Raw genomic sequence first — 19,735 nt, forward strand, 5'->3', positions numbered from 1 at the left:
GGCGCCATCGGCACCTGCGGCTAAATCACGCCGATCTGCGGCGTGAAGGAACAATTTTGGGTCAGTGCAGAACCCGGACACAGTCTATAGAAGCGTCAACGCCGCGCACATTAACCCTTGGTCGCGTCACAGGCTACTTTTGCCGGCGCTACAACGCCAGTCTTCAATGCTCGGATCGCCGCAATCATTCGGTTTTGCCGCCACTGAGAAGCTCAAAAGCCTGATTGGTCCGTGTGACGAAACCTGTATCGGCACGAATCACAAAGAATGCACCGATGTTGTGTTTTTGTGCGTAGTCCCATCCACGTTCAGGACCGAGAATCAGCAACAGCGTTGATAAGCCATCGGCCATCAGGGTTGAAGGATTAATCACCGTGACGGAGGCAAGGTTGTGGGTAATCGGCACGCCGGTCCGGGCGTCGACGGTGTGGGAATAGCGGCGGCCGTTTTGTTCGAAATAGTTTCGGTAGTCGCCGGACGTGGAGACGCCGTAGCCGTCGACATTGATGATGCGCTCGGCCACTTGCTGATCGTCCCGGGGTTCTTCCAGGGCAATTTTCCACGCTGAGCCGTCGAGCTTTTTGCCGGCCGCCTTGAGTTCGCCTGTAGCTTCGACGAGGTAGTCGTGGATGCCCATCGCTTCGAGTCTGGCGGCAATTGTGTCGACTGAGTAGCCGGCGGCGATGCTGTTGAAATCAACCTCGACGGCGGCGTCCTTGCAGAGCTGATCGCCGTCGATGCGCAGGTGCGTGTGGCCGACTCGGCGCATCACTTCGGCCAGTGCTTCGGCGCTCGGGACTTTTTCTTCGCGAGCCTGTGGGCCGAAACCCCAAAGGTTCATCAGTGGTTCGACCGTCAGGTCGTAGGAGCCTTCGCTTAGAAGCGAAAGTTGCTCGCCGACACGGACCAATTCGAGGACCGGCGCGGGCATGGTCTGACAGCGATTGGCGGGTAGATCGTTGAAGCGCTCGATGTCCGAGTCACTGCGGTAGGTGGACATTTGCCGGTCGACGTCGGCGAGGATTTTTTCGACTTCGACCCGTACGTCTTTCGGTGCGGGCAACCCTTCGGTGCGTACGTACTTGATCGAATAGGTGCTGCCCATAGTCGGGCCACCGAAGCTTTCCATGGAATCGCCGTTGCCACAGCCGGACAGGGCAACGCACAGCACCATGGAAATACCCTGCCGTTTCAACACGCTCACTTCCCCTAAATACCCTGACACAACGCCAAGGCCGGCCATTATGCCCTTCCTGCAGGAGCAGGAGGCTAATTCGCTCCACCTCTAAATTCGTGCCGCGTAATGGCTATTACGTTTAAGCAGCAAGCTAACTAGTGGTTGCCTATCTATCCTCATACACATATCGTTACAAAACTGTTCGGCGCGTGCCTGCATGCCTTAGGCCGACAGCATGGAAGCGTCAAGACCAGGGATTTCCAACAAGACAGCCAAAGTGAGAGCGTTCAAATGTCCTCGAATACGGGCAAAGGCAAAGCGATCTTTCGCGTTGTCAGCGGTAATTTTCTTGAGATGTTCGACTTTATGGTCTACGGCTTTTACGCCACGGCCATTGCCAAGACCTTCTTCCCTGCCGACAGCGCCTTCGCCTCCCTGATGCTGTCCCTGGCGACATTCGGCGCCGGGTTCCTGATGCGTCCGCTGGGTGCGATTTTCCTTGGCGCCTACATCGACCGTCATGGCCGCCGCAAAGGACTGATCATCACCCTCGCCTTGATGGCCGCCGGCACGGTATTGATTGCCTGCGTGCCGGGCTACGCCACCCTGGGTGTGGCCGCGCCGCTGATCGTGCTGTTCGGTCGCCTGTTGCAAGGTTTCTCGGCGGGCGTGGAACTGGGCGGTGTGTCGGTGTACCTGGCCGAGATTTCCACCCCGGGCCGCAAGGGCTTCTTCGTCAGTTGGCAGTCCGCCAGCCAACAAGCTGCTGTGGTGTTCGCCGGTTTGCTGGGGGTCGGTTTGAACCACTGGCTCAGTCCGGAGCAAATGGGTGACTGGGGCTGGCGCGTGCCGTTCCTGATCGGCTGCATGATCGTGCCGGTGATCTTCGTGATTCGTCGTTCGCTGGAAGAAACGCCTGAATTCCAGGCGCGTAAACATCGCCCTACCCTGCAGGAAATCATCCGTTCGGTCGGTCAGAACTTTGGCATCGTTATCGCCGGCATGGCGCTGGTGGTCATGACCACTGTGTCGTTCTACCTGATCACCGCCTACACCCCGACTTTCGGTAAAGCCGAACTGCACTTGTCGGATCTGGATGCGTTGCTGGTGACCGTATGTATCGGCCTGTCGAACTTCTTCTGGCTGCCGGTGATGGGTGCCGTTTCCGACAAGGTCGGGCGTAAACCCCTACTGTTGGCGGCGACCATTCTGGCGATCCTCACGGCTTACCCGGCCCTGTCGTGGCTGGTGGCCAACCCGAGCTTCAGCCATCTGCTGATCGTCGAGTTGTGGCTGTCGTTCCTGTATGGCTCGTACAACGGCGCCATGGTGGTGGCCCTGACCGAGATCATGCCGGTAGAAGTTCGTACAACCGGCTTCTCCCTGGCCTACAGCCTGGCGACCGCGACCTTCGGTGGGTTTACGCCGGCGGCCTGTACGTATCTGATTCACGTGCTGGATAACAAGGCTGCGCCAGGGATCTGGCTCAGTGGTGCGGCGGTGTTGGGGTTGATTGCGACGCTGGTGTTGTTCCGCGGCAACAAGCATGAACTGCGCACTGCGCAAGCAGCTGTAGTAGTTGGCGCCCGCTAGGCGACATGATCGTTCCCACGCTCTGCGTGGGAATGCCTCAAGGGACGCTCCGCGTTCCAATGGGACGCGGAGCGTCCCGGGCTGCATTCCCACGCAGAGCGTGGGAACGATCACCGCACAAACAAAAACGCCCCGACCAAAGTCGGGGCGTTTTCATTTGCAGCTAACGCTTAGCGCGGGAATGCTGGCGGGTTTACACCGGCCATGTCTTCCATCACGCGAACCACTTGGCAGCTGTAACCGAATTCGTTGTCGTACCAAACGTACAGAACAACGCGGTTGTCTTGGGTGATGGTCGCTTCGGCGTCCACAACGCCTGCGTGGCGCGAGCCAACGAAGTCGGTGGAAACCACTTCCTGCGAGTTGACGTAGTCGATTTGCTTATGCAGATCGGAGTGCAACGCCATGTAACGCAGGTAATCGTTCATCTCTTCACGGGTCGCGGCTTTCTCAAGGTTCAGGTTGAGAATGGCCATCGACACGTTCGGCGTTGGAACGCGGATCGCGTTACCGGTCAGCTTGCCGGCCAGCTCAGGCAATGCCTTGGCAGCAGCGGTGGCAGCACCGGTCTCGGTGATGACCATGTTCAGCGCGGCGCTACGGCCACGACGATCGCCCTTGTGGAAGTTGTCGATCAGGTTCTGGTCGTTGGTGTACGAGTGAACCGTTTCAACGTGACCGTTGACGATGCCGAACTTGTCGTTGACAGCCTTCAGCACCGGCACGATGGCGTTGGTGGTGCAGGAAGCGGCGGAAACGATCTTGTCATCAGCGGTGATTTCACCGTGGTTGATGCCGTGAACGATGTTCTTCAGCTTGCCTTTGCCAGGCGCGGTCAGCACAACGCGGTCGATACCCGGGCAAGCCAAGTGCTGGCCCAGGCCCTCGGCGTCACGCCAAACACCGGTGTTGTCCACCAGGAGCGCATCTTTGATGCCGTACTGGGTGTAATCCACTTCAGTCGGGTTTTTCGCGTAGATAACCTGGATCAGGTTGCCGTTGGCGGTGATGGTGTTGTTGGCTTCATCAATGGTGATGGTGCCATCGAACGGACCATGAACCGAGTCGCGACGCAGCAGGCTGGCGCGTTTGACCAGGTCGTTCTCGGCGCCCTTGCGGACGACGATGGCGCGCAGACGCAGGCCGTCGCCACCACCGGTTTTCTCGATCAGGATACGTGCCAGCAGACGGCCGATACGACCGAAGCCGTACAGGACAACGTCGGTGCCTTTGCGCGCGGCAACGTTTTGCTGGCCAACCACGTCAGCCAGTTCTTCACGGACGAACTGCTCGGCGGTGCGGCCATTGCCTTCGGCCTTGAATTTGACCGCCAGCTTGCCCAGGTCGACCGAAGCGGCGCCGAGCTTGAGCTCGCTCATGGCTTTGAGCAGCGGGAATGTTTCGTGGACGGACAGTTCGCTGTCATCGGACTGGCGATGGCGAGCGAAGCGGTGAGCTTTGAGAATCGCAATGACTGAACGATTGATCAGGCTGCGGCCATAGATCGAGCTCACCACGTTGTTATTGCGGTAGAGCTGACCGATAAGCGGAATCATCGCTTCTGCGAGTGCTTCACGGTCGATCCATTCACCAAGACACTGGTCGGGCTTCTGAGTCACGGGAACCTTCCACATATGTAGGGGCAGAAAAAAGGGGCTACATTATGCCGCCGAGTGCCTCTCGTAGCAATGCGCGCCTGTCGTGCGAGCCGTAACAAATTTCCGTTCAAAAAAATTACGCTGCGCTGGAGCCCAGTAAATACGGGGCTTGCAGCGCAGTCAATTTTTTGGAGGTAGCGCTGCCTTGTCCGTAACCATCCGTAACACTGGTTGGTTTTGCCACTACATAATCGCTAATTTTCCCTAAAAAACCGGCGGATTTTGTCTTTACCACTACATTTCGCCCAACCCGTGTAATAGACATATCTGCAACTGACAGCCGGCACCCGAGACCGCTACAATTACCGACTTTGTCGCAACGCTTGGAGCTCAACCTTCCGTGCCCGTTCTGCGTCTACCGCTTCTCCCTGCCGCGGCAGGTAAACAGCACTGGGGCAACCTGCCCGGTGCCGCCCTGAGCCTGGCCATCGCCGAGGCCGCCAGCGCTGCCAAGCGCTTTACCCTGCTGCTGACCGCCGACAGCCAAAGTGCCGAACGGCTGGAACAGGAGCTGAGTTTCTTCGCCCCGGATTTACCCGTGCTGCATTTTCCCGATTGGGAAACCCTGCCCTACGACCTGTTCTCGCCGCACCAGGACATCATCTCCCAGCGCATTGCCAGCTTATATAGGTTGCCGGAGCTGACCCATGGTGTGCTGGTAGTGCCGATCACCACGGCTCTGCATCGCCTGGCGCCGACCAAGTTTCTGCTCGGCAGCAGCCTGGTGCTGGACGTCGGCCAGAAGCTCGACGTCGAGCAAATGCGCACCCGGCTCGAGGCCAGCGGCTATCGCTACGTCGATACGGTGTATGAGCATGGCGAATTCACCGTGCGTGGCTCGCTGATCGATCTGTTCCCGATGGGCAGCAAACTGCCGTTCCGCATCGATCTGTTCGATGACGAAATCGAGACCCTGCGTACGTTCGATCCGGACAATCAGCGTTCCATCGACAAGGTCGACACGGTTCGCCTGCTGCCAGCGCGGGAATTCCCGCTGCAAAAAGACGCGGTCACCCGCTTCAAGGCGCGCTTCCGCGAGCGTTTCGATGTCGACTTCCGTCGCTGCCCGATCTTTCAGGATCTGAGCAGCGGGATCACGCCAGCCGGTATCGAGTACTACCTGCCGCTGTTCTTCGATGAAACCTCGACGCTGTTCGATTACCTGCCCCAGGACACCCAAGTGTTTTCCCTGCCGGGCATCGAACAGGCCGCAGAGAACTTCTGGAATGACGTGCGCAATCGCTATGAAGAGCGCCGCGTCGACCCTTCCCGTCCTTTATTGCCACCGGCCGAGTTGTTCCTGCCAGTGGAAGACTGTTTCGCGCGCCTGAAGAACTGGCCACGCGTAGTCGCCAGCCAACAAGACGTGGAAACCGGTGTCGGCCGCGAACGTTTCCCGGCGCAAGCGCTGCCGAACCTGGCTATCGAAGCCAAGGCCACCCAGCCATTGGCAGCGCTGGCCGGTTTCCTCGACGAGTTCCCCGGTCGCGTGCTGTTTACCGCCGAGTCTGCGGGCCGCCGTGAAGTGCTGCTGGAGTTGCTCGAACGCCTGAAGCTGCGACCAAAAACCGTCGACAGCTGGCCGGATTTTGTCGCGAGCAAGGATCGCCTGGCGATCACCATTGCGCCGCTGGATGAAGGCCTGGTGCTGGATGATCCGGCACTGGCGTTGATCGCGGAAAGTCCGTTGTTCGGTCAACGGGTGATGCAACGTCGGCGTCGGGAAAAACGCGCCGACGGCAACAACGATGCGGTGATCAAGAACCTCACCGAGCTGCGCGAAGGCGCGCCGGTGGTGCACATCGATCACGGCGTCGGCCGTTACCTCGGCCTGGCAACCCTGGAAATCGACGACCAGGCCGCCGAGTTCCTGACCTTGCAATACGCCGAGGGCGCCAAGCTCTACGTGCCGGTGGCCAACCTGCATTTGATCGCCCGTTACACCGGCAGCGACGATGCCCTGGCCCCGCTGCACCGTCTCGGCTCCGAGACCTGGCAGAAAGCCAAGCGCAAAGCCGCCGAACAGGTGCGCGACGTCGCCGCCGAGTTGCTCGACATCTATGCCCGCCGCGCCGCCCGCGAGGGTTATGCCTTCGCCGATCCAAAAGCGGACTACGCAACCTTCAGCGCCGGCTTCCCGTTCGAAGAAACCCCGGACCAGCAGACCACCATCGACGCCGTTCGCGCCGACATGCTCGCGCCCAAACCAATGGATCGACTGGTCTGCGGCGACGTCGGCTTCGGCAAGACCGAAGTGGCGATGCGTGCCGCGTTCATCGCGGTGCACGGCGGTCGTCAGGTAGCCATTCTGGTGCCGACCACCCTGCTCGCCCAGCAACACTACAACAGCTTCCGCGACCGCTTTGCCGACTGGCCGGTGAGCGTGGAAGTGATGAGCCGCTTCAAGTCGACCAAGGAAGTGAATGCCGCGATTGCGGACTTGGCCGAAGGCAAGATCGACATCGTTATCGGCACGCACAAACTGCTGTCCGACGATGTAAAAATCAAAAACCTCGGGCTGGTGATCATCGACGAAGAGCACCGTTTCGGTGTCCGTCAGAAAGAACAGCTCAAGGCCCTGCGCAGTGAGGTCGACATCCTCACGCTGACCGCTACACCGATTCCGCGCACGCTGAACATGGCGGTGTCGGGGATGCGCGACCTGTCGATCATCGCCACGCCGCCGGCTCGTCGCCTGTCGGTGCGGACCTTCGTCATGGAGCAGAACAAAAGCACGATCAAGGAAGCCCTGCTGCGTGAGTTGCTCCGTGGTGGTCAGGTCTATTACCTGCACAACGACGTGAAAACCATCGAGAAATGCGCCGCCGACCTCGCCGAACTGGTGCCGGAAGCACGCATCGGTATCGGCCACGGGCAGATGCGCGAACGCGAACTCGAACAGGTGATGAGCGACTTCTACCACAAGCGCTTCAACGTGCTGATCGCCTCGACCATCATCGAGACCGGCATCGACGTGCCGAGCGCCAACACCATCATCATCGAGCGTGCCGACAAGTTCGGCCTGGCGCAGTTGCACCAGTTGCGTGGCCGGGTCGGTCGCAGTCACCACCAGGCTTACGCGTACTTGCTGACGCCACCGCGCCAGCAAATCACCGGCGACGCCGAGAAGCGTCTGGAAGCGATTGCCAACACCCAGGACCTCGGCGCGGGCTTCGTGCTTGCGACCAACGATCTGGAAATCCGTGGCGCCGGCGAACTGCTGGGCGACGGCCAGAGCGGACAGATCCAGGCGGTCGGTTTCACGCTGTACATGGAAATGCTCGAGCGCGCGGTGAAGTCGATCCGCAAGGGCGAACAACCGAACCTCGATCAACCGCTGGGTGGCGGTCCGGAAGTCAACTTGCGGGTACCGGCGTTGATTCCCGAGGATTACTTGCCGGATGTTCACGCCCGTTTGATTCTCTACAAGCGCATCGCCTCGGCGACCGACGAGGAAGGTCTCAAGGACCTGCAAGTGGAGATGATCGACCGTTTCGGCCTGCTGCCGGAGCCGACCAAGAACCTGGTGCGGATCACCTTGCTGAAATTGCAGGCCGAACAACTGGGCATCAAGAAAGTCGACGGTGGCCCGCAAGGCGGTCGAATCGAGTTCGCGGCACAGACGCCGGTGGACCCGTTGACGTTGATCAAACTGATCCAGAGCCAACCCAAACGCTACAAATTCGAAGGCGCCACGATGTTCAAATTCATGGTGCCGATGGAGCGCCCGGAAGAGCGCTTTAATACTGTAGAGGCGCTGTTTGAGCGCCTCCTCCCGAAAACTGCTTGAAGGACGCCGCATGCGCCTGTTTCGCTCACTGACCTTGTTGATTGCCCTGGTCACCCCTTCGGCGTTTGCCGATGACCTGTATCAGGTCGAAATGATTCTGGTCCGGCAAAACGCCGTGCCGGCCATCGTCAGCCGTGCCGCGCCGGAAGACTGGGCCGCCGGCGCCCAGCGCCTGAGCCCCGACAGCCAGCGCACGCCAAGCCTCAATGGCGAGATAGAAAAACTCACGGCCAGCGCCGACTACACGGTGTTGTTGCACAAGGCCTGGCAACAGCCCCTGGGTGAAGAAGCCAGCAAAATTGCGATCAGCGAAGGCACCGAGCAATTCGGTCAATTCCCCATCGAGGGCACGTTGAGTATGAAATTGGGGCGTTTCACCGACGTCGACGCGGATTTCTGGGTCAATCAGATCAACCCCGATGGCCTGGTCACCGCCAGTGAACGCTTGAAAACCGAAAGCCATACCAAGAACGGGCAGTTGAATTTCCTCGACGCCGGCCACCTGGGCCTGCTGATCAAAATCACCTCGCTGACCGCTCCTGCGCCTCGGCCAGCCCCCGAAGAAATTCCGGACTGATTGAGTCCCTATGTCGACCCTGAGCAAACCCCTCGCACCTTCCTGGGTCAGCCGATTCAAGGAACAGAGCCTGGAGCGTGGCCGTCGCTACGCTCTGGAGAACCGCGTCAGGATTGTCGAGGTCGGCGACGCCACGGTCATCGCCGCGTGCGAAGGCTCGGGCGGTAACGTTTACCGTCAGACCATTCGCCTGCGTGAGTCGGCCAAAGGCACGCTGCTGATGGTCGACGCCAATTGCACGTGCCCGGTCCATAGCAACTGCAAACATTGCGCAGCGGTGCTGCTGAAGGTCCAGGAAACCCTGGCCTACCCCGCCGCAGCGCAAGACGCCGAATTGCTGGAAAAACTCCAGGCCGTACTGGAAAACCGCAGCCCGAAAGCGCTGCCGCAAATTCCGGTGGATAACGTGCAACCGCTGCCGCGCCTGTGGCTGGCGAGCATCGAGTTCAGCGCCTTCGAACCGCGTAACGGCAAGATGCAGCGTTACATCCAGCATCGCGCAGCGTTGTCCTTCAGCTATCTCGACGAGTACGTGTCCGGACAGAAGAATGCCGACGTCCTGATTCGTCAGGAAACACAGACATTACGGATAAAACGTCACCCGGAAGTCGAACAGGCCTACAGGGAACAGCTACGAATCCTTGGTTTCAAGATCGCCACCCGCCAAAGCAAGGCCTTGCCGGAAAGTGCTGGCGAACTGTTCGAGATGGTCAACGACAGTGCCTGGCTGACCTTCACCCTCAATGAGCTGCCGAAGCTGCGTTCCCAGGGCTGGGAGTTGCAGATCGACGAGGACTTCGGTTTTGACCTGACCGCGGTGGACGACTGGTACGCCACCGTCGAACAGGCGCCGGAACGCGACTGGTTTGATCTGGAGCTGGGGATCATCGTCAATGGCGAACGATTGAGCCTGCTGCCGATCCTGTTGAACCTGATGCGCTCGCACACTGAAATCCTCAATCCGGAACGCCTGGCCCGTCGTCGCGACGACGAGTTGATCCTGGTGAACATCCCCAATCGCCCGAACTCCGAGTACGGCCCGTTGCAGGTCGCCCTGCCCTTCGGCCGCTTGAAGCCGGTGCTGGCAACCCTTGGCGAGTTCTACCTGCAAGGGCCCGGCGAAACCACGCTGCGCTTGAGCAAGGCCGATGCGATCCGGCTGAATCCGCTGGAAGATATGCCGTTGCTATGGGAAGGCGGCGAGCAGATCCGCAGCTTTGCCCAGCGTCTGCGGGACATCAAGGACTTCACCACGACCGCGCCGGAAGGCTTGAACGCCACGTTGCGGCCGTATCAGCTCGAAGGTCTGAGCTGGATGCAGTCGCTGCGGCAACTGGAAGTCGGCGGGATTCTCGCGGATGACATGGGCCTGGGTAAAACCCTACAGACTCTGGCGCACATTCTCAGTGAGAAAATCGCCGGGCGTCTCGATCGGCCATGCATGGTGGTGATGCCCACCAGCCTGATCCCCAACTGGCTCGACGAAGCGGCGCACTTCACGCCACAGCTCAACGTGCTGGCGCTGTACGGTGCCAGTCGCAAAAAGCACTTCGAGAACCTGACCGACTACGATCTGATCCTGACCACCTATGCGCTGCTGCCCAAGGACGTGGAAACCCTGGCCGCGGTGCCGTTGCACGTGTTGGTTCTGGATGAAGCGCAGTACATCAAGAACCCCAACAGCAAGGCCGCACAGGCGGCTCGTGAACTGAATGCGCGGCAGCGCCTGTGCCTGAGTGGCACGCCGCTGGAAAATCACCTGGGCGAGCTGTGGTCGCTGTTCCACTTCCTGCTGCCCGGCTGGCTCGGCGATGTCAAAAGCTTCAATCGCGACTACCGTGTGCCGATTGAAAAGCGCGGCAGTGAAGTCCGGCTCCAGCACCTCAACGGTCGGATCAAACCGTTTCTGCTGCGTAGGACCAAGGAACAGGTCGCAACAGAATTGCCGCCAAAAACCGAGATCATCCATTGGGTCGATCTCAACGAGGCCCAGCGCGACGTGTATGAAACCATGCGCCTGGCCATGGACAAGAAAGTTCGCGATGAGATCACCCGCAAAGGCGTGGCCCGCAGCCAGATCATCATCCTGGAAGCGCTGCTGAAGTTGCGGCAGGTGTGCTGCGATTTGCGCCTGGTCAACGACGCCGTACTGCCCACGCGCGGCAGCACGTCCGGCAAGCTCGACAGCTTGATGGAGATGCTGGAAGAGTTGTTTGAAGAAGGTCGGCGGATTTTACTGTTCTCGCAGTTCACGTCGATGTTGGCGTTGATCGAGGACGAACTGAAGAAACGCGGCGTTGAATACGCGATCTTGACCGGACAAACCCGCGATAGACGCGCGCCGGTGAAAGACTTCCAGAGCGGCAAGCGTCAGATCTTTCTGATTAGTTTGAAGGCGGGTGGTGTCGGCTTGAACCTCACCGAAGCCGACACGGTGATTCACTATGATCCGTGGTGGAACCCGGCGACGGAAAATCAGGCGACCGACCGCGCTTATCGCATCGGCCAGGAAAAACCGGTGTTCGTCTACAAGCTGATTGCCCGGGGCACGGTCGAAGAGAAGATTCAGCATCTGCAAAAGGAAAAGTCCGACCTGGCGGCGGGCGTACTCGATGGACGCTCGGCTGGGGACTGGAAGTTGCAGAGTGATGATATCGAAGCGTTGTTTGCGCCGTTGCCGGATAAGTTGGAGAAGCGCTGAGATATTCGGCGCCTAGTAGATCGCTTTCACGGGCAAGCCTCGCGTCTACAAGGATCACGGTGATCCTGTGGAAGCGAGGCTTGCCCGCGAAGATTTTACCTTGGTATAGAGCCTGACTCAGCCCTTCAGAACCCGCGCCAGCGTCGACTTAACCTTGCCCATCCCGTCGTGCAACGCCTGCTCAATCTCGGCCATGGTAATCACCGCCGTTGACTTGCCCGCCGCCGGGTTCACCACCAGCGCCAGGCAGGCGTAATCCAGCTCCAGCTCACGAGCCAGCGCAGCTTCCGGCATGCCGGTCATGCCGACGATGTCGCAGCCGTCACGTTCCAGTCGCGCGATTTCAGCCACGGTTTCCAGGCGAGGCCCTTGGGTGCAGGCGTACACGCCATGACTGCTGTAGCCAACGCCTTCGGCCGCCAATGCGGCGATCAACTGCTGACGCAGCGACTCGCTGTAGGGATAGCTGAAATCGATGTGGGTGACCTGTTCCAGGTCACCGGCGAAATAGGTGTGTTCGCGGCCGCTGGTGTAGTCGATCAATTGATGGGGCACACAGAAATGTCCGGTGCCCATCGCCGCATGAATCCCGCCCACGGCATTGACCGCGAGAATCGCTTCGGCCCCGGCCTGTTTCAGCGCCCAGAGGTTGGCGCGGTAGTTGACCTGATGCGGCGGCAATCTGTGCGGGTGGCCGTGACGCGCGAGAAACAGCACTTCCTTGCCCGCGTATTCGCCGATATGAACCTCGGACGATGGCGGACCGTAAGGCGTGTCCACCGCCAGTGACTGACGAATGCTCAGGCCTTCGAGTTGCGTCAGGCCGGTGCCACCGATAATCGCGTAGATCGTCATAACAAAGAGTCCTTATTCAATCAGTTGAGCGTCTTTGAGCGCGCCGATGGCAGCAAGCCAGCGCGGATCTTGACGATATTCGGTGCCGGCGAACGATTGCCCGCGCATCCGCGCGATACGCGGTGACGGCGTGACCTTCATGCGCTGGGCGGCGGTCAGGGCCAATTCAGCGGCAGCACGGTCGTTGCACACCAGGCCCATGTCGCAACCGGCAGTCAGCGCGGCTTCGATACGGCTGGCGGCATCGCCGACGACGTGGGCACCGGCCATCGACAGATCATCACTGAAGATCACGCCGTCGAACTGCAGCTCACCGCGCAGGATGTCCTGCAACCAGCGCCGGGAGAAACCGGCGGGTTGCGAGTCGACCTGTGGATAAATAACGTGGGCGGGCATGACGGCGGCCAGTTGCTTGCTCAATCGAGCGAACGGCACTAGGTCGTTGGCGCGGATCTCGTCGAGGCTGCGCTCGTCATTGGGAATGGCGACGTGGGAGTCTGCCTCGGCCCAACCATGACCCGGAAAGTGCTTGCCGGTGGCGGCCATGCCGGCGCTGTTCATGCCGCGAATGAAGGCACCGGCGAGCAACGCCGCGCGCTCGGGGTCGCCTTCGAACGAGCGGGTACCGACCACAGCGCTACGCTGGTAATCCAGGTCCAGCACCGGGGCGAAGCTCAGGTCGAGGCCGACGGCGAGGACTTCCGTGGCCATGATCCAGCCGCACTGTTCGGCCAGGTATTCGGCATTCGGATTGTCGGCGATGGCGCGCATGGCCGGCAGTCGCACGAAGCCCTGGCGCAAGCGTTGAACCCGCCCGCCCTCCTGGTCCACCGCCAGCAGCAAATCAGGACGAACGGCGCGGATCGCGGCGCTCAGCTCACGCACCTGGCGTGGATGCTCGATGTTGCGAGCGAAAATGATCAGGCCGCCTACTTCGGGCTGGCGCAACAATTGGCGATCTTCGGCCGTCAGCCAGGTACCGGCGACGTCCACCATCAACGAGCCTTGCAGGCCAGCAGTCATAGAGATTCCTTGAAAACGATAAACCCGGCCCGCACGATTTCGCCGCCGAGGGCTGTGCCCGGCAGGTCGGCGATATCAATGGGGAGCGGGTTCAGAACGAGAGTCGGCATGGGCGGCTAGCTTAGCGGATGTCAGCTGCCGCGCCCACCCGTGTGCGGTTAAACCTTGGCGGCCACTGGGGCCGTTTTACTGCGAGGACGCAACTGCGCGGTGGCCATGGCCGTGTCGGTGACGCCGGTTTCGGCACGCATGCCGGCAGCGAGGAACGGCACCATCAGGCGCATCACCTGCTCAATGGAGGTGTTGACGCCAAAATCGGTCTCGGCAATCGCCCGCAATGCCTTGATCCCCGACATGCTGAACGCCGCAGCGCCAAGCATGAAGTGCACGCGCCAGAACAGTTCGATCGGTGGAATACGCGGCGCGGCTTCGTTGACCAGCATCATGTATCGACGGAAAACCTTGCCGTACATGTCTTCCAGATAACGACGCAAGTGGCCCTGGCTCTGACTGAAGGCTAGGCCCAGCAACCGCATGAAGATGGAAAGATCGTTGCCGCTGCGAGGCTGTACCACCAGGGCTTGCTCGACGAGGATTTCCAGCAGGTCTTCCAGCGTCGGTTTGTTTTCCGGCTTGGCCTGACGTCGCTCCAGCTCTTTATCGAGGCTGGTGCAGAACGGCCCGAGGAAGCGCGAGAAAACTGCCTGGATCAGCGCCTTCTTGGAGCCGAAATGATAATTCACCGCCGCCAGATTGACTCCAGCCTTGCTGGTGATCAGACGCAACGAGGTTTCGGCGAAACCTTTTTCCGCGAACAACTGCTCGGCAGCATCGAGAATGCGTTCAACGGTTTCCGACTGGGCCATGGCTACTCCGCCTGACAAACACTTGTTTGAAACATACGTTTCAGCCTGTGCATTGTCAAGCCTGCCGGTTCGTTTTGGGAATGGTCGGTCAGCTATTTAACCATACAACTCGGCGTCGTTAATCAGCGAGCTGACTGACCGTCCAGCGGCGCGCTAAAAAAGGGGCATTGCCAAGAAGCTTTCACTGTATATAATCCCAGTCACTGTATAAAAAGACAGAGCGATCAATATGCTAAAGCTGACGCCACGCCAAGCAGAGATTCTGGCCTTCATCAAACGTTGCCTCGACGACAACGGCTACCCGCCAACCCGTGCGGAAATCGCTCAGGAACTGGGTTTCAAATCGCCCAACGCAGCGGAAGAACACCTAAAGGCACTGGCCCGCAAAGGTGCGATCGAGATGACGCCTGGCGCCTCTCGCGGCATCCGCATTCCAGGTTTCGAAGCCAAGGCTGACGAATCCACCCTGCCAATCATCGGTCGTGTGGCGGCTGGCGCCCCCATCCTGGCCCAGCAACACATCGAAGAGTCCTGCAACATCAACCCGACGTTCTTCCACCCCCGCGCTGACTATCTGCTGCGGGTGCATGGCATGAGCATGAAGGATGTGGGCATTTTCGACGGTGACCTGCTGGCCGTCCACACCACACGCGAGGCCCGCAATGGCCAGATCGTGGTGGCGCGGATTGGCGACGAAGTGACCGTCAAACGCTTCAAGCGCGATGGCAGCAAAGTTTGGCTGATTGCCGAAAACCCTGAGTTCGCCCCAATTGAAGTCAACCTGAAAGATCAGGAACTGGTGATCGAAGGCTTGAGTGTCGGCGTGATTCGCCGCTAAAGGAGGCTTTATGCAGTTCCCACATACACCACAGCAAGCCCAACTGCCGTTGTTCGAGGCGTTCATGGCGCAACCGCTGGCGCCGATCCTGAAAGACGTGGTCGAGTCGCCCTGGAGCGCCGAGCCCGAAGTCTTCAGCGAGCTGTCGCTGCGTGGTGCAGCAGGGAGCTGCCTGAACCTTCTGGCGCCAATTCTCCGGGAATTGAGCCAGGACCAGGATGCACGCTGGCTCACGCTGATCGCCCCGCCCGCCAGCCTGACCCAGACCTGGCTGCGAGACGCCGGCCTGAACCGCGAACGCATCCTGCTGCTGCAACCGCGTGGCACCCAGAGCGCTCAACAGCTGACCTGCGAAGCCTTGCGACTGGGCCGCAGTCACACGGTCGTCAGCTGGCTCAACCCGCTGAATGCCAATTCACGGCAACAGTTGATCAGCGCCGCCCGTACCGGGGACGCTCAAAGCCTGAACATTCGATTGGGATAACTGACAAGCAATTCGCGCCCTGAACAGGGCCTGGCTTCTCCAGGGATAGAGAAGCCGATCTGTAGCGGTATCAGCAGTAACCGACCGACGGAATCAATGCAGGATCCGCGGCTCTTCATCTTTATTGAATTCGCCTTCAACCAGGCGTCCGGCCATCTGCACGCCGACGCTCAACATCGCCTTGGCGACTTCCACGTGGTTACCTTGAAGGAACGCCTTGGCATCCTCGGAGAAATCCAAAGTAACCAGAGAACCCTCGTCCTCAGCCCTGCGCAGCTCGATTCGGCCGTCTGGTAACTCGACAATTTCTAGAAAGGACGTTGGCATAAAGGTCTGTTCTCCACGAAAGGCGGGGATTATATAGGCATCGGCCAGGCTTCGCTCGGGATCTTGACCAGAAGTCATCACGATGAAATATCTGTTAGTACTTAACTCTGAACGGACAACCTAACGGGTCATCCGTCAAAATCGATCAAATCCTTAGCACTCATTCAACCCTTCACGGAAGCGAAGCGCCAACCCCTTGAGGTTCTGCCGCCAGCTCTCCAGCTCCTCGCGGCTCAGCTCTTGAGGTGCCTCCTCTTCATCCAGGTTAACCGCCATGATCAACGGCTGCGTCACGTCGCCCTTTGGTTTGTGCGGCACCCGTGGCGGCTGAAACAGGGCTGCGTGAGCGGCCAGCAGTTTAGCCAGCCAGGTTTCCGAATTACCCGCCAGCTCCACCAGTTCGGCCATTTCCGGAATGGCGATGGCCTCCAGTACTTCGCGGGTCAGCAACATCTCCGCCCGTGGCGCATTGGCCTGCGGCAAACGATAGAAACCGGCGATTTCATGACACAGCCCCAGTAGCGCACCGTAAAGGTGAAACAGCGCCGATTCGCGACCGGCCTGAATCAGTGCCAGGGAGTTCATCGCCCGCCCCTCTTCGGCTCTGGCGAGCGCTTCGAGCGACAGGCCGGCGAAATAAATCTTCTGGTTGGTACGGGTATAGAGTTCGTGGGCCATGACGGCAGCCTCCACAGCGAAATAATTGCGTCACACAGACCCGACAGTGTCGTGGATCAGCCGATCTGACCGCAAGCCCAAAACAAAAAGGCCGCATGAAAATCCGAGGATTGTCATGCGGCCTTTTCAGTGCAGCGCGGTATTAAGCCTTCGCGGGGGTACGCTTGTCTTCAACCGTCCACTTGCCGCCGTCGTAGAAAGCCTTCCAGCCAGTTGGCTTGCCTTCGACTTCGGTCTGCACGTATTGCTCCTTGGTCTTGCGGCTGTAGCGAATCACAGCTGGACGACCATCCGGATCTTTCTTCGGTGCTTCGCAGAGGAAGTGGTACTTCGGATCGATCTCGTCCTTGTGCGGCACGATCTCGATCACCAGCGGAGCACGGGTCTCGCGGTTTTTCGGGAACTGGCTCGCCGCCAGGAACAGACCGGAAGCACCGTCGCGCAGGATGTAGGTGTCGTTGACCTTTTCGCATTTCAGCTCAGGCATCTTCACCGGGTCCATCTTCGGCGGCGCCGCGTCACCGCTTTTCAGCAGTTTGCGGGTGTTCTTGCAGGTCGCGTTGGTGCAACCGAAGAACTTGCCGAAGCGGCCGGTCTTGAGTTGCATCTCGCTGCCGCACTTATCGCATTCCAGGCTCGGACCTTCGTAACCCTTGATGCGATAGCTGCCTTCTTCGATTTCGTAGCCGTCGCAATCCGGGTTGTTACCGCAGATGTGCAGCTTGCGCTTCTCATCCAGCAGGTAAGCGTCCATCGCCGTGCTGCAGATCGGGCAGCGGTGCTTGCCACGCAGCACCAAGGATTCCGACTCACCCTCGTCGTCCGCAGCGATTTCATCGCCCGGCACCAGGTTGACGGTGGCCTTGCAGCGCTCCTTCGGCGGCAGGCTGTAGCCCGAGCAGCCGAGGAACACGCCGGTCGATGCGGTACGAATCTGCATCGGACGACCGCACACCACGCACGGAATGTCGGTCATCACTGGCTGGTTGGCGCGCATACCGCCCTCAGCGCTTTCGGCTACTTCGAGTTTCTTCTTGAAGTCGCCGTAGAACTCGTCGAGCACGTTTTTCCAGTCGCGTTCGCCCTGGGCCACGTCATCGAGGTTCTCTTCCATGCCGGCGGTGAAGCCGTAGTCCATGAGATTGGAGAAGCTCTCGGCCAGACGTTCGGTGACGATGTCGCCCATCTTTTCCGAGTAGAAACGACGGTTGTGCAGCGCCACGTAGCCGCGGTCCTGGATGGTCGAAATGATTGCGGCGTAGGTCGAAGGACGACCGATGCCCCGTTTTTCCATTTCTTTTACCAGGCTCGCTTCCGAGTAACGCGCCGGCGGCTTGGTGAAGTGCTGGGTCGGATCAAGCTTGATCAGCTTCATCGCGTCGCCCTGGGCCATGTCCGGCAGCACGTCATCATCGCCAGGCTTGGCGATTTGCGGCATGACGCGGGTGTAACCGTCGAACTTCAGGATGCGGCCCTTGGCGCGCAGCTCGAAATCACCGGCACCCACGGTCACCGTGGTCGACAGGTATTGGGCTGGCAGCATCTGGCAAGCGAGGAACTGGCGCCAGATCAGCTCGTAGAGCCGCTCAGCATCACGCTCCATGCCCGACAGCTTGCTTGGCTCGGTATTGGCATCGGAGGGACGAATCGCTTCGTGAGCCTCTTGTGCGCCTTCCTTGCTGCTGTAGACGTTCGGGTTTTCCGGCAGGTACTTCTTGCCGAACTCGCCTTCAATATAAGTACGCGCCATCGCCACCGCATCAACCGAGAGGTTGGTGGAGTCGGTACGCATATACGTGATGTAGCCCGCTTCGTACAAACGCTGGGCCATCATCATGGTTTTCTTCACCCCGAAGCCCAGGCGGTTACTCGCGGCCTGCTGCAGGGTGGACGTGATGAACGGTGCCGACGGCTTGCTGCTGGTCGGTTTGTCTTCACGCTTGACGATGCTGTAGCTGGAAGACTTGAGCTTCTCCAGCGCGGCCATGGCCTGGGTTTCGTTGAGCGGCTTGAAGGCTTCGCCTTTCTCGCGGGCCACGTCAAAGCGCACGGTGGCGCCCTTGGCGGTGCCGAGATCAGCGTGGACTTCCCAGTACTCTTCCGGGTTGAACGCGCGAATTTCACGCTCACGCTCGACGACCAGTTTTACCGCAACCGATTGCACACGACCGGCGGACAGACCGCGAGCGACCTTGGCCCACAGCAGCGGCGAAACCATATAACCGACGACGCGGTCGAGGAAACGACGCGCCTGCTGGGCGTTGACACGGTCGATGTCCAGCTCGCCCGGCTTGGAGAAGGCTTCCTGAATCGCCTTCTTGGTAATTTCGTTGAACACCACGCGCTTGTAGCGGCTGTCATCACCACCGATGGCTTCGCGCAGGTGCCAGGCAATGGCTTCCCCCTCGCGATCCAAGTCGGTTGCGAGATAGATGGTGTCAGCATCTTTGGCGAGCCGGCGCAGCTCTTCGATGACCTTCTCTTTGCCCGGGAGGATCTCGTACTTGGCTTTCCAGCCATGATCGGGATCGACACCCATGCGCGAGACGAGCTGTTTGCGCGCCTTCTCTTTCGGCGTGAGCACCGGACCTTCACCTGCGGCGGCCTTGCCGCGCTTGGCGGCTGGCTCTTTGCTGGCGCTAGCCGAACCGCTGGTGGGCAGGTCTCGGATATGGCCGATACTCGACTTCACCACGTATTGGTTACCCAGATACTTGTTGATGGTCTTGGCCTTAGCCGGGGATTCCACAATGACCAGCGATTTGCCCATGGATCAGAAAATTCCTGAATTCTAGAAGTGAAAGGCGGTTGGCGCCTGACGCGGCACCGCTATATATAGTGGCTACAAGGTGAGGTCAAGCGCAGGGTTCAGCGCGCACTCAGCTTATGGCTTGGAAAAAAGGCTCGGTTCGGCTTGCACCAAAGCAAAGCGTGGGACCTGTTCGCCGTCAACCTCGACCGACTCCAGGAACATGCTCAAGGGACGTACCCAAAAGCCGTAATCGCCATACAGGGCTTGGTAGAAGACCACTTCTTCTTCGGTCTCGGAATGCCGCGCGACATTAAATACACGGTACTGCGGACCTTTGTAATGTTGGTAGAGCCCAGGTTGTATCGGCATGGTTCGGCCCTCTCTCAAATCTTTTAAAAATAAAAACAAAAAATAAA

Annotated in this window: 15 protein-coding genes; 6 read left to right on the forward strand and 9 right to left on the reverse strand. The window is 59.6% G+C overall.

The features are described 5' to 3' along the window. Nucleotides 1–184: 184 nt before the first annotated feature. A complete protein-coding gene (locus HKK53_RS10330; RefSeq protein ID WP_169374223.1) occupies nt 185–1,174 on the reverse strand; it encodes an FAD:protein FMN transferase in 990 nt (329 codons plus the stop codon). A gap of 294 nt (nt 1,175–1,468) precedes the next feature. Here HKK53_RS10330 and HKK53_RS10335 point away from each other — a divergent pair, with 294 nt between their 5' ends. Beyond that, entirely contained in the window at nt 1,469–2,770 is a 1,302-nt protein-coding gene (locus HKK53_RS10335; protein ID WP_169370747.1) for an MFS transporter, read from the forward strand. Nucleotides 2,771–2,940: 170 nt separating this feature from the next. On the opposite strand, the gene HKK53_RS10340 is transcribed toward HKK53_RS10335, so the two are convergent. Continuing rightward, entirely contained in the window at nt 2,941–4,404 is a 1,464-nt protein-coding gene (locus HKK53_RS10340; protein WP_123403407.1) for a glyceraldehyde-3-phosphate dehydrogenase, read from the reverse strand. 364 nt (nt 4,405–4,768) lie between these two features. On the opposite strand from HKK53_RS10340, the gene mfd reads away from it, so the two are divergent. Genes mfd through HKK53_RS10355 form a run of 3 tightly spaced genes read left to right on the forward strand, consistent with a single transcriptional unit; the run spans nt 4,769 to nt 11,496 of the window. Further along, complete coding sequence (mfd, locus tag HKK53_RS10345) at nt 4,769–8,218, forward strand: transcription-repair coupling factor (RefSeq protein WP_169370748.1); 3,450 nt, start codon at nt 4,769–4,771, stop codon at nt 8,216–8,218. A 10-nt stretch (nt 8,219–8,228) separates the two neighbouring features. Then, nucleotides 8,229–8,795, forward strand: coding sequence for a CsiV family protein (locus tag HKK53_RS10350; protein WP_169370749.1), 567 nt, complete (start codon nt 8,229–8,231; stop codon nt 8,793–8,795). Nucleotides 8,796–8,805: 10 nt separating this feature from the next. Beyond that, nucleotides 8,806–11,496 carry a DEAD/DEAH box helicase gene (locus HKK53_RS10355; protein ID WP_169370750.1) on the forward strand — a complete coding sequence of 897 codons (2,691 nt, stop codon included), beginning with the start codon at nt 8,806–8,808 and terminating at the stop codon, nt 11,494–11,496. 117 nt (nt 11,497–11,613) lie between these two features. On the opposite strand, the gene HKK53_RS10360 is transcribed toward HKK53_RS10355, so the two are convergent. The 3 genes from HKK53_RS10360 to HKK53_RS10370 form a co-directional block, all read right to left on the reverse strand. Next, a complete protein-coding gene (locus tag HKK53_RS10360; protein ID WP_169370751.1) occupies nt 11,614–12,351 on the reverse strand; it encodes an S-methyl-5'-thioinosine phosphorylase in 738 nt (245 codons plus the stop codon). Nucleotides 12,352–12,363: 12 nt separating this feature from the next. After that, complete coding sequence (gene nagZ, locus HKK53_RS10365) at nt 12,364–13,374, reverse strand: beta-N-acetylhexosaminidase (RefSeq protein ID WP_169370752.1); 1,011 nt, start codon at nt 13,372–13,374, stop codon at nt 12,364–12,366. Between the two features lie 158 nt (nt 13,375–13,532). Further along, on the reverse strand, nt 13,533–14,240 hold the full coding sequence (locus HKK53_RS10370; protein ID WP_169370753.1) for a TetR/AcrR family transcriptional regulator: 708 nt from the start codon (nt 14,238–14,240) through the stop codon (nt 13,533–13,535). Nucleotides 14,241–14,469: 229 nt separating this feature from the next. On the opposite strand from HKK53_RS10370, the gene lexA reads away from it, so the two are divergent. Together lexA and sulA are read left to right on the forward strand one after the other, a co-directional pair. After that, nucleotides 14,470–15,078, forward strand: coding sequence for a transcriptional repressor LexA (gene lexA, locus HKK53_RS10375; protein WP_092270751.1), 609 nt, complete (start codon nt 14,470–14,472; stop codon nt 15,076–15,078). A 10-nt stretch (nt 15,079–15,088) separates the two neighbouring features. After that, on the forward strand, nt 15,089–15,562 hold the full coding sequence (gene sulA / locus HKK53_RS10380; protein WP_169370754.1) for an SOS-induced cell division inhibitor SulA: 474 nt from the start codon (nt 15,089–15,091) through the stop codon (nt 15,560–15,562). Nucleotides 15,563–15,655: 93 nt separating this feature from the next. Here the strand turns inward: sulA and HKK53_RS10385 are convergent, their stop codons facing one another. The 4 genes from HKK53_RS10385 to HKK53_RS10400 all read right to left on the reverse strand — a co-directional run bounded on the left by HKK53_RS10385 (nt 15,656) and on the right by HKK53_RS10400 (nt 19,688). Next, entirely contained in the window at nt 15,656–15,889 is a 234-nt protein-coding gene (locus HKK53_RS10385; RefSeq protein WP_123403749.1) for a hypothetical protein, read from the reverse strand. 153 nt (nt 15,890–16,042) lie between these two features. Next, on the reverse strand, nt 16,043–16,567 hold the full coding sequence (locus HKK53_RS10390) for a DUF6586 family protein (protein ID WP_149660501.1): 525 nt from the start codon (nt 16,565–16,567) through the stop codon (nt 16,043–16,045). A 142-nt stretch (nt 16,568–16,709) separates the two neighbouring features. Continuing rightward, a complete protein-coding gene (topA, locus tag HKK53_RS10395; protein WP_133836760.1) occupies nt 16,710–19,337 on the reverse strand; it encodes a type I DNA topoisomerase in 2,628 nt (875 codons plus the stop codon). 114 nt (nt 19,338–19,451) lie between these two features. Further along, nucleotides 19,452–19,688 (reverse strand): DUF1653 domain-containing protein, encoded by a 237-nt coding sequence (locus HKK53_RS10400; protein ID WP_092270764.1) that lies wholly within the window; start codon nt 19,686–19,688, stop codon nt 19,452–19,454. Nucleotides 19,689–19,735: the final 47 nt, after the last annotated feature.

Origin of the sequence: Pseudomonas sp. ADAK7 (assembly GCF_012935675.1) — a bacterium.
Taxonomy (GTDB): Bacteria; Pseudomonadota; Gammaproteobacteria; order Pseudomonadales; family Pseudomonadaceae; genus Aquipseudomonas.

Bases quoted from the DNA above. Each gene is read 5' to 3' on its own strand.
- HKK53_RS10330 (WP_169374223.1), bottom strand. From the start codon at position 1,174: ATGGTGCTGTGCGTTGCCCTGTCCGGCTGTGGCAACGGCGATTCCATG.
- HKK53_RS10335 (WP_169370747.1), top strand. From the start codon at position 1,469: ATGTCCTCGAATACGGGCAAAGGCAAAGCGATCTTTCGCGTTGTCAGC.
- HKK53_RS10340 (WP_123403407.1), bottom strand. From the start codon at position 4,404: ATGTGGAAGGTTCCCGTGACTCAGAAGCCCGACCAGTGTCTTGGTGAA.
- HKK53_RS10350 (WP_169370749.1), top strand. From the start codon at position 8,229: ATGCGCCTGTTTCGCTCACTGACCTTGTTGATTGCCCTGGTCACCCCT.
- HKK53_RS10355 (WP_169370750.1), top strand. From the start codon at position 8,806: ATGTCGACCCTGAGCAAACCCCTCGCACCTTCCTGGGTCAGCCGATTC.
- HKK53_RS10360 (WP_169370751.1), bottom strand. From the start codon at position 12,351: ATGACGATCTACGCGATTATCGGTGGCACCGGCCTGACGCAACTCGAA.
- nagZ (WP_169370752.1), bottom strand. From the start codon at position 13,374: ATGACTGCTGGCCTGCAAGGCTCGTTGATGGTGGACGTCGCCGGTACC.
- HKK53_RS10370 (WP_169370753.1), bottom strand. From the start codon at position 14,240: ATGGCCCAGTCGGAAACCGTTGAACGCATTCTCGATGCTGCCGAGCAG.
- lexA (WP_092270751.1), top strand. From the start codon at position 14,470: ATGCTAAAGCTGACGCCACGCCAAGCAGAGATTCTGGCCTTCATCAAA.
- sulA (WP_169370754.1), top strand. From the start codon at position 15,089: ATGCAGTTCCCACATACACCACAGCAAGCCCAACTGCCGTTGTTCGAG.
- HKK53_RS10385 (WP_123403749.1), bottom strand. From the start codon at position 15,889: ATGCCAACGTCCTTTCTAGAAATTGTCGAGTTACCAGACGGCCGAATC.
- HKK53_RS10390 (WP_149660501.1), bottom strand. From the start codon at position 16,567: ATGGCCCACGAACTCTATACCCGTACCAACCAGAAGATTTATTTCGCC.
- topA (WP_133836760.1), bottom strand. From the start codon at position 19,337: ATGGGCAAATCGCTGGTCATTGTGGAATCCCCGGCTAAGGCCAAGACC.
- HKK53_RS10400 (WP_092270764.1), bottom strand. From the start codon at position 19,688: ATGCCGATACAACCTGGGCTCTACCAACATTACAAAGGTCCGCAGTAC.